The organism is Aminobacterium sp. UBA4987 (assembly GCF_002396985.1).
Lineage (GTDB): Bacteria > Synergistota > Synergistia > Synergistales > Aminobacteriaceae > Aminobacterium > Aminobacterium colombiense.
The window spans coordinates 19,660-46,201 of sequence record NZ_DGZF01000001.1; the positions used below are offsets into that span (position 1 = coordinate 19,660).

Consider the following 26,542-nt stretch of genomic DNA (forward strand, 5'->3'; position numbering starts at 1 on the left):
TTGATTATTTATTATGGGAGGAAAAGTATCGATGGTTAATGCGTTCCGCGCTCTTCAAGAGCGAGGTCTTGTGGAATGGTGCAGTCATCCGGAAGAACTGGATGAGTTTTTTGAAAAAGAAGAAATGATTACAGCGTACATTGGTTTCGATCCTACGGCTGACAGCCTTCATGTGGGGCACCTTATCCCCATAATGACTCTGAGCTGGCTGCAACGTATGGGGCACAGGCCAATTTGTCTTGCTGGCGGAGGAACAGGCATGATTGGTGACCCCTCCGGCAAGAGTAAAGAGAGAAACCTCCTTTCCCCAGAAGCGGTGCAGGAAAACATCAGAGGTGTTAGAAATCAACTCGAACATTTTATGAATTTTAATTGCGGGAAAAACTCGGCCCTCATTGTCAATAACTATGATTGGTTAAAAGACATCTCCTTTCTTGATTTTCTAAGAGAGGTGGGAAAATTTTTTACTATCAATTACATGGTCAATAAAGAACATGTTAAATCTCGCCTTAACGATCCGGAAAAGAGCATCTCTTATACTGAATTTTCTTATACTCTCCTGCAGGCCTATGACTTCATGCACTTGTTGGAAAAGTATGGATGTAAAATACAGATGGGCGGTAATGACCAACAGGGGAATATTGTGTCTGGCATAGATCTCATTCGCAAACGAAAGGGAGACCAGGCCTATGGATGGACAAACCCCCTTCTCCTCACTTCATCAGGAACGAAGTTTGGAAAAACAGAGGGAGGTGCAGTTTGGCTTGATCCTAAACGGACATCACCCTACCGTTTTTACCAGTTCTGGATCAACACAGAAGATGAAATGGTAGAAAAGCTTTTAAATTTTTTCACATTCCTTCCGCTGGAAGAAATTGAAGAAATTATGAGCAAGCATCTTGCGGCTCCAGAAAAGCGTGAAGCTCAAAAACGGTTGGCCTGGGAGGTTACTTCATTAGTGCACAGTCCTCATGCTGCAGATACAGTGGCGCGGGCTAGTGAAATTCTTTTTGGAGGAGAAATAACCCACGAAGATATGTCTGAAGAGATGATGGAAATGCTGGCAGAGGAAGTGCCCTATGGAACCATCAGCACAGCTCTGCCTCTTTCTCTTGTAGATGTTCTTGTATCTGTTGAAGCATGTAAAAGCAAAGGAGAAGCAAGGCGTCTCATCCGCGGCGGTGGAATCTATGTAAATGGCGACAGGATAGAAGATGAGAACGCAACTATTGAAAAAACACTCCTTATCGGTGGCCGTCATCTCTTTGTGCGCCTTGGGAAAAAGAGATTTAATCTTATCGAGATAAAGGAATAATATCATTTTCCCCTGATTGGTAATTTAGTGATCTGTTGCCGGTCAGTTCTCACGAGGCAACCTTGGATCTTTTTGAGGGGCTTCGTTATGGAGCTCCTTTTCGTTTTTTCTGCTCCCTGTTTTTTATGAGGACGGTGTATTAAGTGAGCGCTGGTTCTTTTTTATTACAAATTTTTCAAAAATTTGTGGCTCCTGGCTGGAGGGCATCTTTGAGTGCTGCTATTTTTGACAACCTCCTTTATCTCATAGGCCCCAGAAAAAAAGTTGCCCTTGAAAACATGAAAAACACTGTTTTCCCGGATAGTGAGGAGTGGCGTCAAAAGACCCTTGCTGGTGTATATCGGCATATTGCCTGGATGTTGGCAGAATATCTGGTACTTGTGAAGGATCCTTCCTCGGTTCTCGACTGGGTTGTGGAAGTAGAAGGGGAACACATACTGGAACAGCTGGTGCAAGAAAAAAAGGGAGCAATCATACTTACGGGGCATCTTGGGAATTGGGAATTGCTGGCAGCATGGCTCTGTCAAAAGGGGTATCCCCTTCATGCTGTTGTACGGGATCCTGACGACAAAGATGTGGCGGAACTTATAGAATCTTACAGATGTCGCGTGGGCCTTCGCACCCTAAAGAAAAAATCTATTATGAAAGAATCTGTCCGGCTGGCTCAAAATGGAGCTTTTTTAGGACTGCTTTCAGATCAGGATGGCGGTCCTACAGGGCTGCCGTCGCTTTTCCTTGGAAAAGAGTGCTCTACAGTCAATGGCCCAGCCGCTATTTCTCTCATGGCTCATGTTCCTATCGTTCCAGTAATTTCTTACCGTATCGCGCCTTTTAGGCATCAGATTATAATATCTTCTCCTTTGACCTTTTCTGGAGTTGGAAAGAAGAAGGAGCAGTTAGAGAGTATGACACGGAATGTAGATGCGACTTTAGAAAAAATGGTGATCCGTCACCCGGAACAGTGGCTTTGGCTTCATCGCCGTTGGCGATCTCGTTTTCCTTGATAACGTTTTTCTCACGTGGTATCCTTTTTAGAGAAAGGAGGGGATATCGGTGATCTATGAGCTCATGTCAAGCGGCAACATTGTCAGACTTCCCGACGCTATGGCAGTGCCTGGCCTACCGAAAACAAAAGCACCCATAGTCGTCGTCCTCCTCCCGTACAATAGGATTTTAATAGGGACGTCATCGTATTTGAATGGCGAAAAATGGGAATGGGGCAAAATTGGAGAAGAGAGACGGGCAGAAGTCTTCTTATATCAGAACCAATCACTGACATTGGCCGTGGAAGGCTTTCATTCCATTTTTTTGAATGATGAAGTGGTATCAGAACTCCGTAAGAGTTTATTATCACAGCTTGAGCTTCCAGGGGATCACATGTCAACACTACTGATCCTTAAGAGGCTCCTTCGGAATGATGTGGCTGATATTATGTCAGGGGAAACCCTAAAAGATGAACAGTTTGTTTTAGATCTTATTGAGCGAGATTTATCTGTGAAGCAGGCATATTGGGGCATCCGTTTTGCTCTGGCACGTAATGATTATGCGTCGGTTGCCCGCATAAAGACGTGGATTAAAAGTGTTGGGAATCTTTTTGATGAAGTGGGTCAGGCTATGCAAATGTGGTTTTCTCTCACAGATCTTCCAGGGGGAAAGGAAATGGCAGAGCTAGAAGGCCTGTCTTTTACTCTCGATGATCTTCAACGCATGAACTCCCAGAGATCCAGGCCTGTTGTTCTTTTCAGCCGGACAGGGTACTTGGTTCTTTCTGAGCAATCCCTGGAGAAATCAGAAACCATATTTCGAATATGGCTCTTCCTTCCTCTTCATTTGTGGAACGAGCTCAGAGAAAAAAGAAAACTCTCTATACGTGAAATCGTGTCAGCTTCATGGGGTTATATAGACGCAAGGGACGCCATGAGGGAAATGGAATATTACGGAAAGAAAACACAAACTGCAACATCGCCGAATTAAAAGGCCGGGGGAGGAAATAATCCCCGGCCTTCCTTTTTATTTTTTAATGGACTTGCCACTGTTTTTCTATAAGCTGAAGGGCAATGCTTGTAAAGCTGGTAAGACATAAATAGATCAGTCCTACCATAATGAAGGTTTCAAAAGAGGCGTATGTAACGCTTCGAACCTGCTGTCCCACCATGGTCAATTCCGCAATGGCCAGCGTCGATAGCAGCGATGATTCTTTGATAAGGGTTACAAATTCATTCCCCAAAGCCGGCAACATGTTCCGTATGGCCTGCGGGAGAATAATATGACGCATGGTCCCCAGGTAGGAAAGGCCAAGAACCTTTGCGGCTTCCCACTGCCCTTTGGGAACAGCCTCTATACCCCCGCGAACAATTTCCCCCACATACCCTGCCGAATTAATAGAGAGACCAATGATCCCTGCTGTAAAAGCGGGCAGGTTGATGCCGAGGGAAGGCAATCCAAAATAAATCAAAAAGAGCTGTATGAGCAGTGGGGTGCCTCGTATAACGTAAATATATGCCGCTGCAAGCCCCTTAATTGGCTTAACCGGAACTACCCGAAGGGCTCCAATTAAAATTCCCATGATTGAACCAAGGGTAACGGCAAGAATGGAAGCTTTAACTGTGAAAACAGCTCCCGTCACGAACATATGCCAATAGGGAACTATAGAGGAGAAGTCAAGCATCATTTCAGCACGCACCTCCTTCTTCCTTTGTGAGGTCTTCACCAAAATGAACAAGCATTCGTTGTAAAAAGGCCTGAGTACGAGGATGAGCAGGTTTGACCATAATGTCTTGGGGAGAGCCCTGTTCTACAATATTCCCATCGGCCATAAAGATAATTCTGTCAGAAACATCTTTTGCAAAAAGCATTTCGTGAGTAATAATCACCATGGTCATGCCTGTTTCAGCAAGCTGGGCAATAACTTCGAGCACTTCTCCCACGAGTTCGGGGTCAAGGGCGCTTGTAGGCTCATCGAAAAGCATGATCTTAGGCTGCATGGCAAGAGCTCGCGCAATTGCTACCCGTTGCTGCTGTCCACCAGAAAGCTGGCTTGGCTTAGCGTATACCTTGTCCCCAAGGCCTACTCGTTCGAGAAGCCGAATAGCTAGATCTTCCGCTTCCTTTTTTTTCATCCCCTTGGCCTGGATAGGGCAGAGTGTGATATTATCAAGAACTGAAAGATGAGGGAAAAGATTAAATTGTTGGAAAATCATTCCTACGAGGTTCGCGACTTCTTTATTTGAATGTTTCCCATTATCGATTCGTTGGCCGTAGAGATAGATTTCTCCATCGTTAATGTCCTCGAGACGGCATATGCACCGTGCTAAAGTGCTTTTTCCTGATCCGCTAGGGCCAATGACTGAAACAACTTCACCTTCGCCCACGGTCATGGATACGCCCTGTAAAACGTGAAGACTTCCAAAGGATTTATGTAAATTCTTAACTTCGATTGCACTTTGCAACAATCGTCACCTCCTATTAGTCGCGGGAATTATAACTCAACTTTAGGTTACTGGCAAACATTTTTTTGAAAAATAATTAAAAAATAAGATTATATAATCTAGCCGCAGTAAAATTACCCTTCTAAAAAGGGGAAATAAGCCATAAAAAAAGGGGCCAGCGGCCCCATGATTTACCTTAAGACTCTATTGTATCCTTATTCTATGAATCGTAACGGCAACGGTATAATTCCTGATTCAGGTCAGACATCTCGTTAGAGAAGGAGTCACTCTGGTCGTTTAGGTGCTTCGCGCGAATACTCTTAGAGCTCTCTTTTGCTTTTTTCATCTCCACTGCTGTTCCACCTCCTGAAAAGCATTAAATCCGAACCATTTGACTACTGACCCTTATTGGTACGGACCAAACAAAGTCATTTTAGCATGGAAAAAAGGAAATGCAAAGTTCAAGAAGTTTTTTGCAAAGGGGATAAATGCCATGGAAATAAAAATATTGAAAGGACAAAGCTGCTATATTCCTGGACGAGTCAATGTCGGCCTCTGGAAAGATGGGAAAGATGGTTGTTTTCTTATCGATAGTGGAGGTGATGAAACGTCAGGGCGACGGCTTTTCAGACTGATACAGGAAAATAATCTGAAACTCAGAGGGATTCTCAATACTCACTCCAACGCTGATCACGTTGGAGGAAACGCCTATTTGCAGAAAAAAACGGCATGTCCCATTTGGGCAAGTTCAATAGAAGATACTGTAATTCAAAATCCATTTCTGGAGCCGATGCTCTTGTGGGGAGCCGCTCCTTTTCGTGCCCTGACCGGAAAGTTTCTTCAGGCAGCCCCTTCTCTTGTAACGCAAATATTATCTCCTGGTGAAAGAGTGCCTGATACGGACTTAACGGCATTAGCCCTTCCTGGCCACTTTATCAATATGATTGGTTTTCTTTCGGCAGATGGGGTTTGTTATATTGCGGACAGCCTCTTCGCAAAAGAAGTCATAGAAAAATATCGTTTTATGGTTGCTTTTGATGTGGAGGCAACTCTCGCTACATTAGATATGTTGGAAAAACTTGAAGCTGCATGGTTTGTTCCCTGTCATGCGGAGCCAGTTGAAGATATTCGTCCTCTCGTAAATGAAAATAGGAAGGGAATCGAGGCTTTAAGTCACGCTATTCACGACTTGTGTTCTGTTCCCCGTAGCCGTGAAGAAATCCTCGCCTTGCTGGTGCAAAAATGGGATCTGGAAATGAATCCCATACAGTATGTCCTTAACTCCAGTTCCCTTTCAGCCTATCTAACCTTTCTGGAGAAAAAGGGACTGATTGTACCTTTTATAGAAAAAGGCAACCTTCTATGGCAGAAAAAGCATTGAAAAGGAGCCCCGCAACAGGGCTCCTTGGCATGTATCAGTATGTCCACTCAAAATCGGGAATCCCAACGTCTAACATTCGCTGTTTCATATCTCTTGTAATATGGTCCAGATCCTCTTGAGTTTTCCCCTCGCATCGAGTAACAAGCACCGGCTGAGTGTTTGACGCCCTCACAAGCCCCCATCCACGCCGGTCATAGAGAATCCTCACTCCATCAATGGTAATGGCATCGTGATCCTTGAGGGCTTCTTCCTTTATTTTTTCGATAACCTGAAATTTCTTTTCATCGGGGCAGTCTACCCGTATTTCAGCAGTGCTGTAGTAGACAGGATAGTCAACGAGCATTTCTGAAAGAGACCGCGCGTCGTTAGAGAGAATTCTGAGAAGTCGTCCCGCAGCATAGAAAGAATCATCAAAGCCGTAAAACTCATCAGCAAAGAACATATGACCAGAAAGTTCTCCTGCAAAGAGGGCATCCACCTCTTTCATCTTTGCTTTAATAAGAGAGTGTCCTGCTTTGTAATAAAGCGGTTTCCCACCAAGTCTCAAAATCTCATCTTCAAGGGCCTGTGAGCACTTGACTTCGATAATTGCCACGGCTCCAGGATATTTAGGGAGAATCTCACGCCAATAAAGTCCCATGAGGGTGTCTCCCCATATGACGGTTCCTTTTTCATCTACTACGCCAATACGATCAGCGTCTCCATCAAAAGCGATCCCAAGATCTGCTTTTTCCTGCCTCACTTTTTCTATTAGAAAGGAGAGATTTTCTCTCTTAAGGGGATCTGGATGATGGTTTGGAAATGTCCCGTCAGGTTCACAGAAAAGGGGAACGACTTCACATCCTAGTTTTTCAAGGAAGGATTGAATATAAAGGCCCGCCGTTCCATTGCCAGCGTCTGCTGCCACTTTTAGTTTTCGTGGCCCCAGTTTTATCTTTGAGAGAAGCATGGCAATATATTCTTCCCAGATATCTGCTTTTTTTACTGTCCCCAGAGCAGGGCCTTTTTCGAAGTCATCCTTCTCTATCATTGAGAGGATTACTTGTATTTGCTCTCCGTACATGGTGCTCTTGCCATAAGCCAATTTTAAGCCGTTCATATCTTTGGGGTTATGGCTGCCCGTTACCATAATACCCCCATCAAAATTGAAGCGGAACTGACTCCAATAAAGAAGGGGTGAGGTGGCAACGCCAATATCCGTGACATGAATTCCCGACCACGTTACGCCATCGATGACATTTTTTTTGATTCGGTCTGTAGAGAGCCTCACGTCCCCTCCTACAGTAATCGACGTAATTCCCTCTCTGTAAAGAAATGTCCCGTATGCTTTGCCAATAGCTGTAACTGTTTTTTCAGTGAGTTCGGTATCGGCTATTCCGCGAATGTCATATTCTCTAAAAATATGTTTTGGTACTTGCATCAGGTCTCATCACCTTCCCTGATTATTTTTTTGCTTAACATTATATTTCAATGACCTTTTTGCCTATGTAGATTGTATAATACCACTTGGACTGAGGGGAGTGTGGTTTTTCGTGGGAAGCTTTTTCATTGTTCTTCCTATTGTCATTATCGTCAGCATTGGATGGTTCATTAGAAATAAAGGCCTTGTAGGGGAAGAAGCTTTTGCCGGAATGAATTTTATTTTGTACTGGATAGCTCTCCCGGCCCTCCTTTTTAGAGTAACTTACAACGCAGACGTAGGAATTCTCTCTGGAGGAAATTTTTTTAAGGCCGTTTATGTTTCCCTTATGATTACACCTCCGGTGGCTTTGATCTTCGGCCGATGTGTGGGGCTGAAAAAAGAGCGTCTAGCTGTTCTGACTATGGTGTCTATTCGTTCCAACAATATCTTTATGGGCGTCCCCGCTATTTCTGTCGCTTTGGGAGAAGCCGGTCTTCAGGCCCTCTCCCTCTACCTTGCCGTGGTGATGGCTGGCTACCAGCTCATTTCCATAGCATGGGGACAGATCGTCCTCTCTGGAAGCTTCCGCATCAGTGCATTAAAAGATGCGTTTAAAAAAATCTTTACCAATCCCCTTATAATGGCCTGTATCGTAGGAATCATCTTTGCCCTCGCTGGGACGGGCCCCATGCCCAGATGGATGGATGAAGCTCTGAAGGCCTTAGGGAATGTGGGCAACGGCCTTGCTCTCCTCGCTCTTGGGGCCTCCCTTAACCTTGCGAGAGTGGGGGCATCTCTTAAAGAAACGTGGGAAACTCTTCTGTTCAAGCTTGTTATTTTTCCTTCAATAGTGTGGCTTTTTTTGCTTCTCTGGCCAGTGGATCCCATTCTTTCCCAGACAACAGTGCTCGTGTCTTCCATGCCTATTGCCGTAAACTCTTATATTGTAGCTAAAGGCATGGGGATGGATCCGACATATACGGCAGAATCCATTGCCGCGTCAACTTTATGTTCGATTGTTACAATTCCTTTGTGGGCAACAGTGCTGGGGCTCTCCTGATCAGTATTTTTATCCGGTGCTCTTTTTAGAGCGCAACCTGAAATCTAGCCACCAGACACAAACTCCGGTAGTGATAGGAATCGTAAGGAGAAGTCCGATGGTCCCCGCGACGCTTCTTACCAGTTCCTGCGCAATATAAGGATCGTTAAGAAGGGCCATGGCATCGATCCCTGCGTAAGAAATAAGAATAGTGAAAGGAAGAGAGCTTCCTAGATAGGCCAGGATCAGAGTGTTGATCATGCTTCCTAAAACTTCCCGCCCAACTCCAATGCCAGCTTGCCAGAGGCGATGGCTTTCTATGCGGGAGTCATATGAAAAAAGTTCAGCTAGAGTTGATGTAACTGAAACAGCCACATCGAGTACGGCTCCGATAGCACCGATCATGACAGCCGCAAGAAGCAAGCCTTCCATAGAAAGGTTGGGAATAGTGGAAGCTAGAAGGCTGGCGCTGTCGCTTGCCAATCCAGTCAGTTGCCATATCTTAACCATAATCCATCCCACTGTGGATGCAGCAATGGCTCCGCCAAGAGCTCCTAAAAAGGCGACGATCCAGAACGCCGGGCGTCTAACCACAAGAAGGACGGTAATAATAGAAACGGCGCCTATTGTAAGGATGGCAAAGGGTATTGGCGCTATCCCCCTGGCCAGAGCTGGTACATACCATCCCAACAGTACAGCCAGGGAAAGAAGAAGCCCGGCCAGGGCCCTGAAGCCGGCCTTCCCGGCAGAAGCGATGAGCCCCCCTGACGCTAAGATCAGAAAAGCGATGACCCAGGGGATCCTATACCGATCGCTTATTGAGTACTGAAGGGTTCCATCTTCGAAGCGGTCGCAGACAAGAAGATATCTGCGGCCCTTGATCAACTCCAATGATGATGTTGATAGTTGCGTAATGAGGATATCTTCTGATCTCCCTTTTTTCTCCCCATTGAGAAAGGTCACAGTAATATCAATGTATTCTGTTTCCCATGGGGATTCCTCTGTTTCCGGCGAAGCTTTTTCGCGTTCAGCCGTGGAATTGTTAAAGGGCAGAGGCGTTTCAGTACCTCGAACCTTTCCCACACGGTCTATATTGACAATAACCGAATCCTCTGTATTCCACGATTTCAGTACCATTTTATGAAAAGACAGAGCAGCGATAAGAGCAATTATAACTACAGCGAGAGAAGCCAGAATGTAATTCTTAACGCTTTGAGGTTTCTTCATTAGGAAGAAGTCTCCCTTCCTCCCCCAGGGCAATGCCATCAAGGAGTGTTTTATATACTCTGGCTACATGGTTGGTCATGAAACGCTGAGCTTTTTTTATGTCCCTTGCCAATATGCATTGATAGATCTCTTTATGTTCTTTAAGAAAGATCTCCTTATCATCAAGAAGAGAATAGATCCTTTCATGGGTTTCCATAATTAGATTAAAGGTCATTTTTACAATGTTGACGAAAACGAAATTATGAGTTGCTTCGGCGAGAAGCAGATGAAAGTCATAATCGCACTGAGCGCGATGTTCAAGGGAATCTACATCTTTGCTTGTAAGGGTCAGTATCTTTCGTATGCGGGTCAGATCTGTGGGGGTGGCATGTTTAACGGCTTCTGACACAATAGCAGGTTCCAGGATCATGCGGGCTTCTACCAGTTCTAGAATGGCTTCGTCCTGCAGTGGCATTCTCATATTCTGGGCATCAAAACGGGACTTCCGGACAAAACGTCCTTTCCCCGGGATGCTTTCTACAAGCCCTATTAGCTCCAGGATGCGAAAAGCTTCCCTCAGAGAACTTCGACTCACGTTAAGGTCTTCTATCAGTTGTCTTTCAGGGGGAAGAGGATCTCCCTGGGAGATTTCCCCCCGGGCAATAAGCTCTTTTATCTCTTCGGCAACTTGTTCATATATTTTAACGGACCTGTTCTTCGTGGTTTTTTTCCCGGTCATGTCAATCGCCCTCCACAAACAATTCAAGACGGATTTGCCTTCTTGTAGTAAAGTAAATCATACCAGATAGAAAAGTAAAGATTATAGAGCAATAACGAAATTGCCCGAAAGGAGGAGAAAAATGTCTTTCCAGATCCATATTCGTAACTACCATACGTGCGAGTGTTCTAGTGCCATGAATGGGAAAGATGTTCTCTCTAAAGCTGATATTGATGGCGGATCCCATATAGTTGCCTGGCGTGTCAATAGCTATCTTCGCCCTTTGGGCTGGGTTGTAGATGATGAAGCAGAAGTGGAATTTGTAGACACCTCTTCCTTTGAGGGGATGGAAGTGTATCGTCGTTCCCTGAGTTTTTCGCTTGTATTGGCAGCCCAGCGTGCATTGGGGAAAAATGTGACCATTAAACATTCCATTAGTGATGGATATTATTGGGAGCTCCCAGATAGGGATTTAACAGAGGAAGAAGTTCTTCGTATAAACAAGGCTCTTAGGGATCTGGTCAACCGAGATGTTCCCATTACCCGCGAGGTCGTTCCTCTTGATAAGGCCCGGCGTATTTTTGAGCGTCAGGGCAATCCTGAAAGCGCCAGACTCTTTATGTGGGCGGCTGAGGATCCTGTAGAGCTTTATCGTTGCGAAGACAACTATGGTTTTTATTACGCTCCTCTGGCTCCTTCAACAGGATATCTTCGTGTTTTTGAACTGAAGTATTTCCCCCCTGGAATGGTTCTGCAGTTTCCTACTGTTTCCTACCCAGACCGGCTTCCGCCCTTCAGGGCTTCGAAAAAACTTTCTGGGGTCTTTCTTGACTACGCTAAATGGCTGGAAATTTTAGGCCTTAAGACCATGGATAGTTTTCACGCAAAAATAGCCCAGGGAAAAGGTCTTGAACTGGTTCTTATTTCAGAAGCCTTTCATTCTCAACGTCTCAGCCGTATTGCGGAAGACATAGCACTGCGGGAAAAAACAAAAGTCATAGTTATTGCAGGTCCTTCCGGATCAGGGAAGACAACTACAGCAAAACGGCTAAAGATCCAGCTCCAGGTCTGTGGTTTAAATCCCACAGTGATCTCTCTTGATAACTATTTCGTGGATAGAGAGAGGACGCCTCTTGACGAACAGGGAAATTATGATTTTGAAGTTTTAGAGGCAATAGACCTCGACCTTTTGGAAAGCCAGCTTGCCAAGCTTCTTAAGGGGGAAGAGGTTAGAGTCCCAGAGTTTGATTTTATTAAAGGCAAAAAATTTCCTGGAGCAACTCTTCGCCTCAACAAACACGATGTCCTTATTATTGAAGGTATCCATGGTTTAAATGAAAAGGTGACGGCAGTTGTTCCAGAAGAGATGAAATTTGGTATTTTCGTGTCCCCTTTGACGGGTATCAATCTTGACGAACACAATAGGACAAGTACTACGGACAATAGGCTGTTGCGGCGGATGATCAGGGATTATAGAACAAGAGGACATTCGGCTGAGCGGACCCTGGATCTTTGGCCATCGGTCATTAAGGGGGCAAGAGAATATATTTTCCCCTACCAGAGCAGCGCTGTTGCCATGTTTAATTCCTCTTTGCCCTATGAATTAGCGGTCTTGAAGGGGTATGCGCAGCCCCTCTTACAGACTGTTCCAGAATCTTCATCTATGCATGGGGAGGCAAGGCGGCTTCTTTCCATGTTAAAGTTTGTGCCCCCTCTATCTTCTGAAAATGTCCCGTCCAATTCCATATTGAGAGAGTTTATTGGCGGTGGATGTTACGAACACTGATTGAATGGACAGATTCAACAAAACGAGGTGCCAGCAGTGAAAGTTAAGATGGAAGATGTAGCTAAACTGGCTAATGTTAATAAAGCGACAGTCAGTCGGGCGCTTAAGGGAGACTCAAGGATATCAGCATCTACGAGAGAAAGAGTTTGGAAAGCAGCCAAAACTCTTGGGTATCAGCCTGATGCTGTGGCCAGAGGATTGTCCAGCAACAGGACAGGTCTTTTGGGGGTAGTTTTTGTAGACCTCTCACTGCCATGGGTAGGAAGCTTTTTGTCGGGCCTTGACCGTGTCGTGTCGAAGCAGAGCTATAGTTTACTTGTCAAATGTTCGGGACAGGGCCCTTCTCAGAAAAATGTTGTGGCCAGGGATCTCCTCTCTCGTAATGTGGATGGCATTATCTGGATAGCTGGCGCCGTTCCAGACCTTTCCTTTGACGGGCCATTGGTAGCGGTGGGTTCGGAGAACCCACGTGGTTTTTCTGTGTTGATCGATGTGGAACGGGGGGCTCAGAAACTTCAAAAAATAGCGAAGGGGAGAGTCTGTGAGGTTAAAAGTGGGACGGCACCTTTCTTCAGGGATATTGCCTCCTTTCTAAAAGGGCCTTCTCTCAATACCTTCCCCCCGCTGTATGTGGTCGATTCATCCCATGATATCCCTATGTCAGGGGGGGGAGAGAATGTGGTCCTGTGCGGGTACCCTAATGTGGCTAGACTTCTGAAAAGTTATTGCCTTGACTGGCCGGCCTTCGAGCTGGGGGCCATTGCGGGGCGCCTGTCCTTGAATGCCATACAGGAGAAAGGGGTGCGCCCTGAAAAGGTGATGGTCGTTCCTCCTCTTTATAGTCCAGAAGGGGATATCGTTTCCTTATAGAAGTGTTCGATATCGAATGACGAGGTAAACACCGCATAAAATCCTACTACAAGGTTAGCTGCTGCATCAAGAAAACTGCCATTACCTCCTAAACAGACACCCAGCGCTAATGCCTAAAAGATCGCCTCCTGATGAATTATTTACTATAAACCTATTCAGAAAAGTCGACAAAAGTGTATATTACTTGACGCTATCTATCGCTAGGCGTATAAAAGAACAGGTGAAAAATCTCTTTATCTGGAGATGTTGACAGGGAGGAACGATATATGTCTGAGCAAGGATGTAACGAAATGTCTTGTGGAAAGTCTTCCTGCGAAGGTTGCAGCGGATGCTCTAAAAAGAAAAAGGACGTTGGAAAAGTTATTGCTGTGGGCAGTGGCAAAGGTGGAGTGGGTAAGAGCTCCATATCCTGCCTATTGGCGGTGGCTCTAGCTAAAAAGGGGTTTTCTGTAGGAATTCTTGATGCCGATATAACTGGTCCTTCCGTTCCTAAACTTATGGGTGTCACCGATTCGCCGTATGGATCTCCTCAGGGAATTATCCCTCCGGCATCATCGATTTTCGATATAAAAGTCATGTCTGTCAATCTTCTTCTTGATGATCCAACGAAGCCTGTAGTTTGGCGGGGGCCTATTATTGCTAGCGTGATTAAGCAGTTCTGGGAAGATGTGGCGTGGGATAAAACCGATTTTATCATCGTAGACCTGCCCCCGGGAACGGCCGATGCTCCTCTTACCGTCATGCAAACTATTGATTTGGACGGATTTCTTGTAGTGACGTCACCTCAGGAACTCTCTGTAATGGTGGTGGAAAAGGCTCTTAACATGACTAAAATGATGGAGGTTCCTCTTCTTGGTGCTGTCGAAAATATGAGCTATGTGACCTGTCCTGATTGCGGCAAGGCTATAGAAGTCTTCGGTCCCAGTCATGTGAAGGAGATCGAAGAGAAATTCTCTCTCCCAGTGCTTGGCAAATTCCCCCTCGATCTTGAACTGTCCCATCTGGGAGATCAGGGCCGCCTGGAGGAATATAAAAATGAAGAATTACTGAACGCCTTGGCTGACGGAGTACTTGAACAGCTGGGTGTTGGGGTAGAAGTATAAGAAAAATATGAAGGGCGGCCTTTGCTATAAAAGTCGCCCTTTCACATTGTAGATTTCTATATTTCAAAAGAAGAGCCCGAATGGGCCCATTCAACATTTGATAGCTGCTCTCCAAGGATAAAAGCAGCGCTGAAGCCGGTACAGTGACAAGGTCTCCAATGCTGTACAGAAAATTTGTCTTTAAGCTCCTTCGCTGAACGAAGAAGGAATCCTCTTCCCTGACTTCGAAAATGCATGCCCCCAGTAACACTGTAAAATTCACGGGTGTTAAAAAGAAGGGCAGCCCGTTCAAGGATATTCACGGTTCCAGCGTGGGCACATCCGAGAATGACGCTATATCCATTAATACCTCGAACTACAAGAGAAAGATCATCTTCCATAAGGTCAGCTTTGAGCTCACCGTTCTCTTTTATTACGAGATCGGGATCCACTGGAACAAAATCAGGATTTCTTTCTGAGAGTGGTATTGTTATGGCCCATATGGCATCTATAATTTCAGCTCTGTCATTTACAGGGCGAAAGTTCAGGTCGTCTTTGCTAAAAAGGCTTCCGGCAATCTCCAGTTCTTCTCCTTTCCGCGCGAATCGCTGGCGGTCGAAAAATGGAGAAGCCCATACGGGCAAATTTCCTTCACGCCTCAAGATTTCAGGCAATCCCCACGTGTGGTCAAAATGACCGTGGCTAAGAACGATTCCATTGAGGTTGCCAAGGGGAACCTCAAGGGCCGATGTGTTTGGGTAAAGGGCGACCCCCCTCCCCGTATCAAAAAGCAAAGAGCCCCTAGGAGTTTCTATATACATACTGAGACCATGTTCTCCTAGCAGTTTAGATGTGCCGCAATAATCATCTACGACCACAGTAACATTCATATGTCATTCACTCTCCCTTTTCAAACTTATTTCAGCCAGATCTCTTTATCAGAGGGGAAAGAAAGCCGATAGACTACTGAAATTTGCCATTGTTCCCCTGCTTTAAATTTCTTTTTCCACGTAAGAACTCCCTTTTTCTCATCTTTTTCCGCAGGCTGGGGATCCAGGGTCTCTACTTCTACTGTTATTTTTTCATGGGCAGATACAGGAATTCTGTCTTTGATCATAAGCTCAGCTTCAAAGGGCAGCCCGTTTGTAATATTAAGGGTATAACCCTGAGCCAGTTTTCCTTTGCCAAACCAGTTGCTTCCTTCTTTAGGGATAATTTCTTTCCGTGTAGCGGTAACAGAGGGTGTCTGGCCGAAGGCCAGAGTAAGCTTCTCTCCTCGCGCCAAGGCTGGCAATCTAGTTCTCCCTGATCCCATTCCGTCGATGAATAGGTCGGCCTTTCCAGGCAGGAGTGGATCTTCGATGGCTTCTGAAGAAGCCATTATCCAGGCCTGGGATGAAAGAAGAGGGATACACTCTATGGAAACTGTTGCAGGCATTGTGAAATCACGCAGCAGCAGTGTAACAGGCATATTATCCCCCGATATCTTTCCCTTAGTAGTGAAGAAACGGTCTGTAATTGTTTCTTCTACAGCAGAAGGTACCGCTGTTTCTTTTACTGCCATAGTTTTAAGCATTCGCCCATTTTGCTGAGCGCCAGAGCCGTAGAGAGGCTCTGTAAAGGTTGCGACCAAAGGAGGAATGTCAGGGGTTTCAACAGAAGAGACGGGCTGGGCCGTATGGAGCTGTATAATCCCATTCCAGATAAGTCCGGTATGCTGCCACACTTTAGCCAATAGTTGCCCCTCCACTCTTCCTTCATTGGTGGAAAGAGAAAGACTATATTCAGGAACCCAGCGGGCATGGGGTGTCCACCCTTCTATGAAAAGACTGCCACTTGTCAGAGTCTTATATTCTATAGCTATAACCTTCCCCTGAGTTTGGGGTTTTTTCTCTTCAATTTCTCCCTTTATATCGGTAATCTCCTGTTCAACTCTTTCGATGTCGCTTTCTACGGCGGCTCTTTCCTGCTCTTTCTTTTGTCGGGATTCTTCTGCTGCCTGCAAATAGGATTCCAGATTATGAACAGAGAGGTCGGCGGGCGTGGAGCTTTCTATTAGTGCGGACCATTGTTTTAATGCGACAGCTTGGGATTTTAGGGACGAGAGCTCTCTTTTTTTGTCTTCCAGGCGAAGCTGGAGGGGGACAAGGGAGGGAGGGAGCCACTGAGCATCATTCAAAACCACAAGTTGTACCTTCTCTAATAAAAGGCCATCTTCAGGAATGACACTGATGCTTTCGAGATCGAAAGTGTTGGGAAGCAAAATTTTCCCTTCACCGGTTACATTTGCCTTCAATCGTATTTGTGCTCCCCTCGGGTAGACATATACATGCTCTATAGCCATTTCGGCAGCAAAGAGTGATATGCTTGTCAACATGATGACAAGGGTGGCGAAGCATAGAGACAAGAGCTTTTTCATAGAAGAAAAGACCTCCTTTTCTTTTTTCTAATTGGCAGAAGCGTATAATACAATTATAATGCATGTTCGCCATGTATAAATGGATAAATGAATGAACAGGAGGAATGCCCTCATGCTGAAATGCGGTATAGTGGGTCTGCCCCTTTGTGGCAAAAGCACTGTCTTCAATGTTATAACTAGAGCTGGAGCAGAAGTAAAACCCTATGCCAGTGGTAAAACCGATCCCAACCGAGCAATGGTTTCAGTTCCTGACCCAAGATTTGAGCATCTCGTTACGATCTTTGAGCCGAAAAAACAGACGCCGGCTACTGTGGAGTTTGTTGACTTGGCGGGACTTTCCCGGGATGCCAGCAAAGGAGCTGGCCTGGGAAATGCTTTTCTTTCTTTTGTGGCTGAGTCAGATGCCCTTGTCCATGTGGTCAGAACTTTTGATAACCCGGAAGTTCCCCATCCGGAAGATAATATCGAGCCAGCACGGGACTGGAATATAGTGGAAATGGAACTTATTTATCGAGACCTCGGAGTTATCGATAATAGGCTGTCCCGTTTAGCAGCAAAGAAACGTCTTCTTCCTGAAGAGGAGGAAGAAAAAAAGCTCCTTGAACGTTGCCAGGCCTTCCTTATGGAGGAAAAACCTCTTAGAGAGCTTGGTTTATCAGAAGATGAACAGCGAAAATTGAGCGGTTTTGCTTTTCTGACCCTGAAGCCTGAAATGATCGTGCTCAATCTTGACGAAACCCAGACTGAAGGGCACGTGCCAGGCCTTGACGCAATAATGTCTATTGCAAAAGAACGAGGCCTAGGCCTTGTACAGGTTTTTGGCCGGATGGAAATGGAGATGGCAGATCTCTCGGAGGATGAGCAGAGGGAATTCATGGCAGACCTGGGCATCAAAGAGGCTGGCAGAGAACGTCTCATTCAGGAAGCCTATAGCCTGCTTGGACTCATCTCCTTTTTTACTACGGGAAAAGATGAAGTGAAGGCATGGACGCTGAAAAAAGATGCTACAGCCGTAGAGGCTGCGGGGGCAATTCACTCTGATTTGGCAAGAGGATTTATTCGAGCCCAGGTTGTACACTACCCTGATTTTGTAGCCTGTGGAGATTCCATGCCCGCCTGCCGCGATAAGGGCGTGCTGCGCCTTGAAGGAAAGGAATACCTCGTGCAGGATGGCGACATGATAGAAATTCGTTTCAATGTTTAACCTACAAGCCAGATATTGAAATGTGCTAGAATATAAAATTGAATTTTACGAGAAGAGAGGAGGATCGACACATGCCGATGCAGATTAGTCTTGATGAGCTTTTGAGCGCCTTGCTTGCTCGTGTGGATGGGATGGCCATGAACGAAGAAAATCTTAAGAGCCGTCTAAATATCATCTTCAGAGTTCTATATAAAAAGGGGCTCATTACTGATGAAGATGTTGTCGAATCCATTCGTGACGAGCACCGTTTGCTGAAAGAACTGGGGCTTACGAGAGAGGAACCGGATGATGAGGTTGTGAACGCCATAGCAGAGAGCATTTTGCTCTGGATCAAGGGAGACGCAGAAAAACTTAAAGAGCAGATAAAGGAGTATGAACAGAAGATGCAGGAAGCTGCTATGGAAGAAGCCAGAAAGCCTAAAATTGATGTGGCTTCACCTCAAGTGTTGCAGCAACTTGACCAATTAAGCGGAAAAGAGCGCCCAGGCGGTGGGCGGAAGCTCATTATCTAACAGGATGTCATAAAAACGGGAAGGGGTTAACCCCTTCCCGTTTTTATGCATTTCTTTTGCGCTATTTCGCTTCTTTGATCACTTTCTGCAGCTCATTGATAAGAGTTTTGATCTTATTGCTCGTCGCTCCTTTTTTAAGAGCCTGGGAAGCTGTTGTAGGTTTTCCCCAATAGACCGTATTGGCATTATCGTCCACATTGATGGCTGCCCCTTCAAGAGACATGCCAGCAAAAAGCCCCTTCGTAATGGAGTAGCTATAGATTGATGCTTTGAGCTTTATGTCGGTTCCAAGCTCTCCACGACGCCCCAGAGGCCCGGCTGCTACCCCGAGGTCTCCGCTGAGTTTCACATTATTTCCCATAAAACCTTCAAGACCTCTTTCGTTGGTGATCACAAGAACCAATCCAATAGACTCGGCTCCTATTTGCAATCCCCATGAAGCTCCTGCAATGGTAACAAAGCTTGGCCCATACCATTTCCCCGTCACCGAATCTCTTTTTAGTACAAGACCTTCACCATATTTCCCGCCAAAGACAAATCCCGCCTTAATGACTGAGGGGAATATTGCCACCCCTTTTGCTCTTTCCAGCAAATCTGCCATTGTCCCTATATCGGACTGTTCTTGCATTTCTCGAAGTAGCTTTACAGATCCAGCAATCCGTTCTTCCGGGGTTTTGGCCCAGGCAGCCTGGGTAAGGCCACATCCCAAGCTTATAAGGGTTATCAGTGTTGCCAAAATAAAAAAGCGGCAACGGCCTCTTCTTAGTCGCGTCATCATAGAATCTCTCCTTTCGCCCAAAACCATCTCGTTATTATCTTAGAGTGTTGTTTTCATTCACGCAAGAACCAAAGAATTGACGGGGCTCCACTTTTTCCTTTACACTGTCAAGATAACTAATAAGGCTAGGAGGAAACAATATGTCTTATTCCGAAATGGAACGGATAGAAAAGTTACTTGAACAAGCATACCAAAGCGATGATATAGAAACAATTTCCAAATTGGCCCGACAGATTCTTGAAATAGATCCTGGGCATCCAGAGGCTCTTATCCTTCTTGCAGATACTACTGAGTATTCTGATGAAAAGCTGGATCTTTTGAAGCAGGCCCTTGAACCCATGCGCAACATGGTGGAAGAGGCCGGTCTTGTGAATCGCAAAGAACTGATGGATGAAGAGGAGGGCATTATTTATATAGGTTTATTGCAGCGACTTGGGTTTGCACTGCTATCAGAAGCTCGGCCCGAAGAAGCACTGGAGATTGCAGAAGAAATAATTTCATACGATGAAGAAGGGGTAACTCTTGGTAAAACCCTTATGTATCGTTGTCTTATTGAGCTTCAGCGGTTTTCTGAGGTTCTCGAGAGAGCCATAAGAGATGAAGAAATATCTGCGGCCCGTCAGCATGCCATGGCTATTGCCGCATATATGCTTTCCGGTCCGGATAAGGGGGCTTATCGAGCTTTATGGGATGCTTTCAAAGTTGGTCCTGAAATCCCTTTCTATATTTTAGGCTATATTCCGGAACCTGATTTTGAAACACTTGATGAACAGCAAGAAGAAGATTACAATTTCTCTATTCTTTTCGAAGATGCATGGAGTCTTTCTCAGGAACTTGCTAATTGGCTTGCCTCCGCTACCATTCTTTTTGGGATGCTCACAGGGCGGTTCCTCGAAGAAGATGAAGAAAATTTTGCTGTTCTTATGGATTCTCTTGGAATTAGATCTTTCTACGAAAAAGCCATTGAGGAAACGAAGGACAGCCTAAGCAGTCTTGACGCTGAAGCCTTTGATGCAAACATTCTTGAAATGCTGAGGGCAAATATCTATCTTCCCCTTAAATAAAAACATCGAGGAGGGACATCGTGTTAGAAGACTTTTCTCAACACGTATTAGATATAGCAGAAAATAGCATTAATGCGGGAGCAACATGGGTGGATATACGAATAACAGAAGACTGCACAGGGGGGTGGCTGTATTTCGAGATAAAGGATAATGGGAAAGGAATGGATGGGGACACATTACACGCTGTAACAGACCCTTTTTATACGAGTCGAACTACGAGGAGAGTAGGATTGGGAATACCTTTTTTAAAACAACTTGCCGAGTTATGCGATGGAGAGTTTGAAATAGAGTCTGAGCCTGGCAAGGGCACTCGGGTGCGGGCAAGTTTCCGCTATGACCATATAGACCGTCCACCGCTTGGGAATATACCAGCATCGCTCATTTCCCTTCTTATTGCTCATCCTGATGTTCAGCTTGTTTACTGCCATTCCTTTAATGAGAAGAAATTCACTTTCGACAGTTTTGAATTAAATAGAGTTCTTGGGAACATTAAAGAAGTTCAAAATCCAGCAATAGCTTGCTGGCTTCAAGATTACTTTGAGGAGAACATTGAAACTTTAAAGCACCATTGCGAGTGATGTACACGTTAGGGGGAGTGATCGGATATGAATTACAAGTCGCCCTTGGAGATGGCGAAAATGGCCTGTGCGGCCTCACAGACGAAGACATCGTGGAATCATAGACAAATACTTTTACTTGGTATTCTTGGGGGAGCCTACATTTCTTTAGGCGGATGGCTTATGACCTGTGTGACCTATGATCTGCCAGGTGGTATAGCAAAGTTTATGGCAGGAGCGGTTTTTTCCGTAGGCCTTATGCTTGTAGTCATTGGGGGTGCTGAGCTTTTTACGGGCAATTGCATGATGCCCCTTGGGGCTCTGGTGGGGTGTACCCCTATGAAAAAGATTTTCATAGCCTGGACCTGGGTCTATTTTGCTAATTTTTTGGGGGGACTTATCGTTGTTTTTCTTCTTTACAACACGGGATTATGGGAAGGACCTATAGGTGTAAAGACTCTTCATATTGCAGCAGCTAAAATGAGCCTGCCCTTTGGTCAGGCCTTTTTCAGAGGAATCCTCTGCAACTGGCTGGTAACTATTGCCGTATGGTTGAGCATGGCTTCTACTGACGTGACAGGGAAGATATGGGCTATTTTCTTTCCCATAATGGCTTTTGTGGCTTCTGGCTTTGAACACTGCGTTGCGAACATGTACTTTTTACCGATGGGGCTTCTTCTTAAAAGAGTGCCGTCCCTTTTGCAAGCAGCCCAGCTTTCTGATGCACAGCTGCAGGTGATGAATTTAGGAGGGCTTGTAAAGAACCTCATCCCTGTAACTTTAGGGAATGTTGTGGGTGGAGTTCTATTCATAGCCGTATTCTATTTCTTCATCTTTAAGGAGAAACTTCTGGCGTCAGATTAGTGTTTACAACAGGTTGACACTCATGCACGCCTCTTTAAATATGCTATAATAAATATAGAAAGACTAAGTTGTTAATAACCCTGCGATGTTCGTGATCATGCACTTAGTCTTGAGCCAACACTCGATCTCAAGAGGGTTGAAGTTCGAGCCGGCAAAGGAGATGGGTAACCATCACCGAAACTAAGGCACGACAAACCCTCAATAATTAGGACCGGGTCAAGACGACCATGACACGGCATTGCGGGGAGACATAGAGGGGCGCAGGAATTGTCTTGCGCCCCTTTTTTTAGATGTCATCATGTACATCAGGAGGCTTCACTATGAAAACAATCTACACTCCTTTTTGGCATCCTATAGAGAGCGCGGGGTTTATTCTCGACTGGGATGGAGTTCTCGCCGACACCAATCTTGATTTTTCAGGAATCCGCACAAAATACTTCAATGGCGAGCCAGCACCCCTGATTGAAGGAATGGCAGCCCTCTCGGAAGAAAGAAAAAAGGAACTTTGGCAAGACATCTATACCCTTGAAATGAATGGTGCTGAACAGGCTGTTCCTGTTGAAAAATCCATAGAGTTCGTAGAGTGGCTTAACGACCATAATATCCCCTGGGCGGTAGTTTCGAGGAACTGCATGGATTCAATTCGTCGCGCTGCGGAGAGAATAGATTTCCCACTTCCGCCGAAAGTTTTTAGCCGTGACAATGGACCTGTGAAACCTGATCCGGAGGCGCTCTGGCTTGCTGCTCAAGAGATAGGAGTTCCTGCAGAACAATGTGTTATGGTGGGAGACTTTGTTTATGACCTTATCGGTGCGCGGCGGGCCGGAATGCGGGCTGTGCTCGTTGAACGTCCCCGAGTGGAATGGCAGCATTGGGCTGATGCAATATATCCCACCATGAATGATTTTTTAAAGAGCCTGAATTCCCCAGCTCCCCTCGTTCCCTGGGAGTACTCTTCCCTCGAAAAGCAAAAGGGGAAGGGATGGTTGGAGAAAGCGTGGAAACTCTCGGTTCAGATTCCCGATGATATGCCTGATATTTGTAACTACTGCGAAGAAGTGGCTCGTCTTGGGGTGGGAACCCTTCTTTGCACTCCCAGTGTGAAGCTCTCCGTTCAGCAATGGAGGATCTGGCCTGGGTTGGCGCCATCCTTTCTTGATATAGACCAGGTTTCGGTAATCCAAAAAACCCTTAAACAGCGCTACCCTCTCGTAACTGTAAAGGAAGGAAGCGAAGGCATTCGTCTTTCGGAGAGTATGGCTTCCATAGAACGGGAATTGGAGGAAAAGATTAAATGATATCCCAAACCCAGTGGGAAAGACCTCTAGCGGATCGGATGAGACCTTCATCTCTCGATGATTTCGTAGGACAGGATCATCTTCTTGCTCCGGGAACTCCCTTGAGGCAAATTCTCCAAAGCGGCAAGGTCCCAAGTTGCGTGCTCTATGGCCCGCCGGGGGTTGGAAAAACTACTCTCGTTCGGCTTATGGCCATGGTAACTGAACGGAGTCTGCTCGAAATCAACGCAGTTTCAGCCAAGGTTTCAGAGTTACGAGACCTTGTAGAAGAAGCTAAAAATCTCAAGATTCTAAGCGGATCGGCAGCAATCGCCTTTGTAGATGAAATTTACCACTTCAATAAAAGCCAGCAAAACGCCCTCCTTCCTTCAGTAGAGAAGGGGGATATCATTCTCGTTGGAACTACCACAGAAAACCCCTGGTTCGAAATTAATAAAACCCTTCTTTCCCGTCTCGTTGTCTTTCAGCTTAAGTCTCTAGCGGAGGAAGACCTAGTACAGATTCTCTATAAAGCACTTAAAGACGAAGAAAAAGGGTTGGGGGCTCTCAAACTTGCTGTATCAGAAGATGTTATCACAGTCTTGGCGAAGATGGCAGGCGGGGATGCCAGACAGGCTTTAACACGCCTCGAACTCTTAGCGTCATCGGCGGCCGCTTCAGGGGCCTCAGAACTTACCATGGCCCATGTAGACAGGCTTATTCCATCCGCTTCCATTCGTTTTGATCCTAAGGCAGACGATCATTATGCCATTATTTCAGCACTTATCAAAAGTATGCGGGGTTCTGATCCTGATGCGGCTCTCTACTGGCTTGCCCGTCTTATTGAGGGGGGCGAAGACATTCGCTTCATTTGCCGCCGCCTCATGATATTTGCTGCGGAAGATGTAGGTCTTGCTGATCCCCAGGCTTTGCAGATTGCCGCTGCCGCATCATATGCTGCCGATATGACAGGGCTTCCGGAAGCCAGGATCATTCTTTCTGAAGCTGTCATTTATTTAGCGGCATCGCCAAAGAGCAACAGCGCATACCTGGCTATAGACAACGCAACACAATCAATTAAGAAGGGGAATCTGCAGGAAGTTCCTAATCATCTTAAGCCTGGAGGAACGGGGTATATCTATCCTCATGACGACCCACGACACTGGGTTCCTCAAAAATATGTCACGTCACCCCAGCGTTTTTATTTTCCAGGGAATTTGGGGAGGGAAAGAGCTTTTCATGAGCGCCTGAAGAGATTTTGGCGCCGTTTTTCCAGAGAGCACGAAAACTAAGAAGAGGCCGGAGGGCATTCCAGCCACGACCCCTTCAATTCTTTATTCTTCTTCTACGCTTGTATAATCTCCAGGGTGTTGCCTCAGGAAAGCCAAAAGACTTCGTTTCGTATCCTCGATATGGCTGCCCATTTCAGCTATAGCCTTCTTGCAGTCGCCATGCAGTACGGCATCTATGATAGCGAGGTGCCCTTTAAGGAACACACCCATAATCGTTGGGTCGGATTGCATAGAGTAGGGGCGGCACAGATTGATCAGATCAACAATGTTGTTGAGTGTTTTATGAAGATACTTATTGCCGCTGCACTCATAAAGGAAGCAGTGAAAGCGGCGGTCTTCAGTCAGATATTCTTCGTGGGATGTTTGACCGGACATTGCAGAAAAAATTTCGCGAAAAAGCTTCAGATCCTTGATTCGAGGGTTCTCGCATACGTTTTCTATGGCGATAATCTCTAGTGCCTGTCTCAGTTCGTACAGATCAGAGGCATCCTTAAGAGAGGGTAAAGTGACAAAAGCTCCTCTCCGAGGAGTCAGGGTGATAAGCCCAGTTTGGCTCAATTGCCGAATAGCTTCTCGAACCGGAGTCCTGGAAACAGCCAACTGTTCAGCAAGCTCTATCTCAGAAAGCTTAGAGCCTGGTTTCAAAACGCCATTTACGATCGCGTCTTTCAACTTTTCATAAACAATCTGTCTTAACCCCTGGTTTGTGGCTGGGGTTAGTGTATTTTGGTCCATAGTCACAATCCTCCTCTAAACCAAGCACTTTGCACTCATTATACACTAATTGAAAAGCTTTGTGCTCTTTTTCTCTTTCTCGTCGAATCATGTTACTGGCGACATTCGCTTTTTTCTTCCTGCATTCGCGCCAGATGATCGTACCAGAGAGAGAGAGCATAAATGACATCAGAAAGCCGGTTAATATAGGAATATCCTTCTTCCATTAATTCTTTTGAGCGAAAAAGTTTCACCGCTAAACGTTCTGCCCTTCGAGCGACAGTTCTTGCTACGTGTAATGCGGCTCCAGCTTTCGAATCGCCGGGCCGGACAAAACGAAAATTCCTTTCTGTTATATTTCCCACTCTATCTATAATTGCTTCAAGAGCTTCAATTTCTGGGCAGGGTAGGCCGGGGAAAAGAGCTAAGTAACCCATTAACAGCCCCAATTGCTGTTCAAGCCAACAGAGATTTTCACAAATTTCTTCGTATTCGCAGAGAGCCCTTGCCATCCCTACATGGGCCTGGCACTCATCAATGGTTCCAAAAACTTCTACCCTGAGGTGATCTTTAGGAACCCGATCACCATTCCCGAGACTTGTCTCACCAAAATCTCCACCCTTGGTTGTGATCCAGGTTTCAGCCACTGTCTGCCACTCCCTTCTTAATTCGTGCCAGGTCTTGAAAATGTGCACGCTATTCCGTTAGTCCTGTAAATGAGGAAATTTCGTTGGCTTTCTTTCTACGGTTAGTTCTTCAGGGGCTCCAAGGACGATAGATAGTTCACGGCTTTCATGAAGGAGGGCAAGGATGATACGAGGAACAACTTCGTCTGTAAATCGGATGCTGGGTCCTGAAATGGTTAGACAGGCTATGGGAAGTCCCGTGAAATTGAATATGGGGCAAGAAACTGAAGAGACGCCGGGTTCCCTTTCCGCAATACTGGTTGCATATCCATCTTCTTTCACCTTAGATGCTCTATCTAAAAGAATTGGCCGCTTGAGGCGCACTTCTTCTGGTGCGGCATCAAATACAGCATCCACCTCCTCAAGAGCCATGTAAGCCAGAAAACAGCGTCCTGCCGCTCCCGCCCAGAGGGGGAAACGGTCGCCGGGATTTGCAAAGCGTTTGAGAGGATAGGTACTTGATATCTGTTCACAGCATATGCGCCATATGCCTTTGCGCTGGTATAAACTAACCGTCTCGTTGAATGTATCCCTCAATTTCCGCATATGTGGAAGAGCTATATTTTTTGTAGGATCGCTGGCCTTGAAAATTGCACCCATACGATAACATTTCCAGCCAAGCTGGTATAGGTTTCCCTCACATTTATCTAGAAAACCCTCCTCACAAAGCACTGCAGTGATACGGGAAGCCGTCGGCAGTGGTGCGTTGATCTCTTCCGCTATTTCAGTCAGTGTCCGATGGGGATTGTCCCAGGTAAAAGAGTCTAAGACGGCGAGACACTTACGAATTGATGAGGCTCCTTTTGTTTTTTGGGGTCTCATTGCCATTCTCCCTTCTGTGTTAAATCCCTTTATACGATCGGGTGTTGCTCTCTTCTCTCTGGTAGATAGCATTAGAGTAGAGTCATAAGAAATATATTTTCAGCAATTATCTGCAATTTTATCCTT

Annotated in this window: 26 protein-coding genes and 1 other RNA gene; 16 read left to right on the forward strand and 11 right to left on the reverse strand. The window is 45.7% G+C overall.

What is annotated here, in order from left to right; all coding sequences use genetic code 11:
- Positions 1 to 31 precede the first annotated feature (31 nt).
- From tyrS to B2U56_RS00100, 3 genes are all read left to right on the forward strand, one after another.
- Entirely contained in the window at positions 32 to 1,315 is a 1,284-nt protein-coding gene (tyrS, locus tag B2U56_RS00090; RefSeq protein ID WP_286951383.1) for a tyrosine--tRNA ligase, read from the forward strand.
- A 209-nt stretch (positions 1,316 to 1,524) separates the two neighbouring features.
- Positions 1,525 to 2,319: a lysophospholipid acyltransferase family protein gene (locus tag B2U56_RS00095; protein ID WP_286951384.1), complete on the forward strand. Its 795-nt coding sequence runs from the start codon at positions 1,525 to 1,527 to the stop codon at positions 2,317 to 2,319.
- Between the two features lie 49 nt (positions 2,320 to 2,368).
- Positions 2,369 to 3,289 carry a hypothetical protein gene (locus B2U56_RS00100; protein ID WP_286951385.1) on the forward strand — a complete coding sequence of 307 codons (921 nt, stop codon included), beginning with the start codon at positions 2,369 to 2,371 and terminating at the stop codon, positions 3,287 to 3,289.
- A 43-nt stretch (positions 3,290 to 3,332) separates the two neighbouring features.
- Here the strand turns inward: B2U56_RS00100 and B2U56_RS00105 are convergent, their stop codons facing one another.
- Both B2U56_RS00105 and B2U56_RS00110 read right to left on the reverse strand, forming a co-directional pair.
- On the reverse strand, positions 3,333 to 3,986 hold the full coding sequence (locus tag B2U56_RS00105; protein ID WP_286951386.1) for an amino acid ABC transporter permease: 654 nt from the start codon (positions 3,984 to 3,986) through the stop codon (positions 3,333 to 3,335).
- 1 nt (position 3,987) lies between these two features.
- Positions 3,988 to 4,764: an amino acid ABC transporter ATP-binding protein gene (locus tag B2U56_RS00110; RefSeq protein WP_286951699.1), complete on the reverse strand. Its 777-nt coding sequence runs from the start codon at positions 4,762 to 4,764 to the stop codon at positions 3,988 to 3,990.
- Between the two features lie 472 nt (positions 4,765 to 5,236).
- On the opposite strand from B2U56_RS00110, the gene B2U56_RS00115 reads away from it, so the two are divergent.
- Positions 5,237 to 6,124 carry an MBL fold metallo-hydrolase gene (locus B2U56_RS00115; RefSeq protein ID WP_286951387.1) on the forward strand — a complete coding sequence of 296 codons (888 nt, stop codon included), beginning with the start codon at positions 5,237 to 5,239 and terminating at the stop codon, positions 6,122 to 6,124.
- Between the two features lie 34 nt (positions 6,125 to 6,158).
- Here the strand turns inward: B2U56_RS00115 and B2U56_RS00120 are convergent, their stop codons facing one another.
- The gene (locus B2U56_RS00120) at positions 6,159 to 7,544 is read right to left on the reverse strand and encodes a phosphomannomutase/phosphoglucomutase (protein ID WP_286951388.1); all 1,386 of its coding nucleotides are present in this window, start codon (positions 7,542 to 7,544) and stop codon (positions 6,159 to 6,161) included.
- Between the two features lie 112 nt (positions 7,545 to 7,656).
- Between B2U56_RS00120 and B2U56_RS00125 the strand changes: the two genes are divergently transcribed.
- Positions 7,657 to 8,586, forward strand: a complete 930-nt coding sequence (locus B2U56_RS00125) for an AEC family transporter (protein ID WP_286951390.1) — start codon at positions 7,657 to 7,659, stop codon at positions 8,584 to 8,586.
- A gap of 9 nt (positions 8,587 to 8,595) precedes the next feature.
- Here the strand turns inward: B2U56_RS00125 and B2U56_RS00130 are convergent, their stop codons facing one another.
- Positions 8,596 to 9,792, reverse strand: a complete 1,197-nt coding sequence (locus tag B2U56_RS00130; protein WP_286951391.1) for a YibE/F family protein — start codon at positions 9,790 to 9,792, stop codon at positions 8,596 to 8,598.
- The gene (locus B2U56_RS00135; protein WP_286951394.1) at positions 9,770 to 10,510 is read right to left on the reverse strand and encodes a FadR/GntR family transcriptional regulator; all 741 of its coding nucleotides are present in this window, start codon (positions 10,508 to 10,510) and stop codon (positions 9,770 to 9,772) included. The genes B2U56_RS00130 and B2U56_RS00135 overlap by 23 nt, the downstream gene beginning before the upstream one ends.
- 121 nt (positions 10,511 to 10,631) lie before the next feature.
- On the opposite strand from B2U56_RS00135, the gene B2U56_RS00140 reads away from it, so the two are divergent.
- The 3 genes from B2U56_RS00140 to B2U56_RS00150 all read left to right on the forward strand — a co-directional run bounded on the left by B2U56_RS00140 (position 10,632) and on the right by B2U56_RS00150 (position 14,248).
- Positions 10,632 to 12,275, forward strand: coding sequence for an AAA family ATPase (locus tag B2U56_RS00140; protein ID WP_286951395.1), 1,644 nt, complete (start codon positions 10,632 to 10,634; stop codon positions 12,273 to 12,275).
- Between the two features lie 36 nt (positions 12,276 to 12,311).
- Entirely contained in the window at positions 12,312 to 13,145 is an 834-nt protein-coding gene (locus B2U56_RS00145) for a LacI family DNA-binding transcriptional regulator (protein ID WP_286951396.1), read from the forward strand.
- Positions 13,146 to 13,411: 266 nt separating this feature from the next.
- Positions 13,412 to 14,248 (forward strand): Mrp/NBP35 family ATP-binding protein, encoded by an 837-nt coding sequence (locus tag B2U56_RS00150; protein ID WP_286951398.1) that lies wholly within the window; start codon positions 13,412 to 13,414, stop codon positions 14,246 to 14,248.
- A 56-nt stretch (positions 14,249 to 14,304) separates the two neighbouring features.
- Here B2U56_RS00150 and B2U56_RS00155 read toward each other — a convergent pair whose 3' ends face one another.
- A complete protein-coding gene (locus B2U56_RS00155) occupies positions 14,305 to 15,117 on the reverse strand; it encodes an MBL fold metallo-hydrolase (protein WP_286951400.1) in 813 nt (270 codons plus the stop codon).
- 26 nt (positions 15,118 to 15,143) lie between these two features.
- A complete protein-coding gene (locus tag B2U56_RS00160) occupies positions 15,144 to 16,646 on the reverse strand; it encodes a mucoidy inhibitor MuiA family protein (RefSeq protein ID WP_286951402.1) in 1,503 nt (500 codons plus the stop codon).
- A 112-nt stretch (positions 16,647 to 16,758) separates the two neighbouring features.
- Here B2U56_RS00160 and ychF point away from each other — a divergent pair, with 112 nt between their 5' ends.
- Positions 16,759 to 17,850, forward strand: a complete 1,092-nt coding sequence (ychF, locus tag B2U56_RS00165) for a redox-regulated ATPase YchF (RefSeq protein ID WP_286951403.1) — start codon at positions 16,759 to 16,761, stop codon at positions 17,848 to 17,850.
- A gap of 71 nt (positions 17,851 to 17,921) precedes the next feature.
- Positions 17,922 to 18,362: a hypothetical protein gene (locus B2U56_RS00170; protein ID WP_286951405.1), complete on the forward strand. Its 441-nt coding sequence runs from the start codon at positions 17,922 to 17,924 to the stop codon at positions 18,360 to 18,362.
- 61 nt (positions 18,363 to 18,423) lie between these two features.
- Here the strand turns inward: B2U56_RS00170 and B2U56_RS00175 are convergent, their stop codons facing one another.
- Positions 18,424 to 19,140 carry a lipid-binding SYLF domain-containing protein gene (locus tag B2U56_RS00175; RefSeq protein ID WP_286951407.1) on the reverse strand — a complete coding sequence of 239 codons (717 nt, stop codon included), beginning with the start codon at positions 19,138 to 19,140 and terminating at the stop codon, positions 18,424 to 18,426.
- 140 nt (positions 19,141 to 19,280) lie between these two features.
- Between B2U56_RS00175 and B2U56_RS00180 the strand changes: the two genes are divergently transcribed.
- From B2U56_RS00180 to B2U56_RS00205, 6 genes are all read left to right on the forward strand, one after another.
- Positions 19,281 to 20,204, forward strand: coding sequence for a hypothetical protein (locus B2U56_RS00180; protein WP_286951408.1), 924 nt, complete (start codon positions 19,281 to 19,283; stop codon positions 20,202 to 20,204).
- 20 nt (positions 20,205 to 20,224) lie between these two features.
- Positions 20,225 to 20,782, forward strand: a complete 558-nt coding sequence (locus B2U56_RS00185; RefSeq protein ID WP_286951410.1) for an ATP-binding protein — start codon at positions 20,225 to 20,227, stop codon at positions 20,780 to 20,782.
- Between the two features lie 27 nt (positions 20,783 to 20,809).
- On the forward strand, positions 20,810 to 21,625 hold the full coding sequence (locus B2U56_RS00190) for a formate/nitrite transporter family protein (RefSeq protein WP_286951412.1): 816 nt from the start codon (positions 20,810 to 20,812) through the stop codon (positions 21,623 to 21,625).
- Positions 21,626 to 21,699: 74 nt separating this feature from the next.
- Positions 21,700 to 21,876: non-coding RNA, 6S RNA (gene ssrS, locus B2U56_RS00195), on the forward strand.
- Between the two features lie 69 nt (positions 21,877 to 21,945).
- Positions 21,946 to 22,923 (forward strand): HAD family hydrolase, encoded by a 978-nt coding sequence (locus B2U56_RS00200; protein WP_286951413.1) that lies wholly within the window; start codon positions 21,946 to 21,948, stop codon positions 22,921 to 22,923.
- Positions 22,920 to 24,194, forward strand: coding sequence for a replication-associated recombination protein A (locus tag B2U56_RS00205; protein WP_286951415.1), 1,275 nt, complete (start codon positions 22,920 to 22,922; stop codon positions 24,192 to 24,194). Before B2U56_RS00200 ends, B2U56_RS00205 begins: the two co-directional genes overlap by 4 nt.
- Positions 24,195 to 24,236: 42 nt before the next feature.
- Here B2U56_RS00205 and B2U56_RS00210 read toward each other — a convergent pair whose 3' ends face one another.
- The 3 genes from B2U56_RS00210 to B2U56_RS00220 form a co-directional block, all read right to left on the reverse strand.
- Positions 24,237 to 24,929, reverse strand: coding sequence for a GntR family transcriptional regulator (locus tag B2U56_RS00210; protein ID WP_286951417.1), 693 nt, complete (start codon positions 24,927 to 24,929; stop codon positions 24,237 to 24,239).
- Between the two features lie 92 nt (positions 24,930 to 25,021).
- Positions 25,022 to 25,555 carry a cob(I)yrinic acid a,c-diamide adenosyltransferase gene (locus tag B2U56_RS00215; protein ID WP_286951419.1) on the reverse strand — a complete coding sequence of 178 codons (534 nt, stop codon included), beginning with the start codon at positions 25,553 to 25,555 and terminating at the stop codon, positions 25,022 to 25,024.
- A 57-nt stretch (positions 25,556 to 25,612) separates the two neighbouring features.
- A complete protein-coding gene (locus B2U56_RS00220; RefSeq protein WP_286951420.1) occupies positions 25,613 to 26,416 on the reverse strand; it encodes an IclR family transcriptional regulator in 804 nt (267 codons plus the stop codon).
- Positions 26,417 to 26,542: the final 126 nt, after the last annotated feature.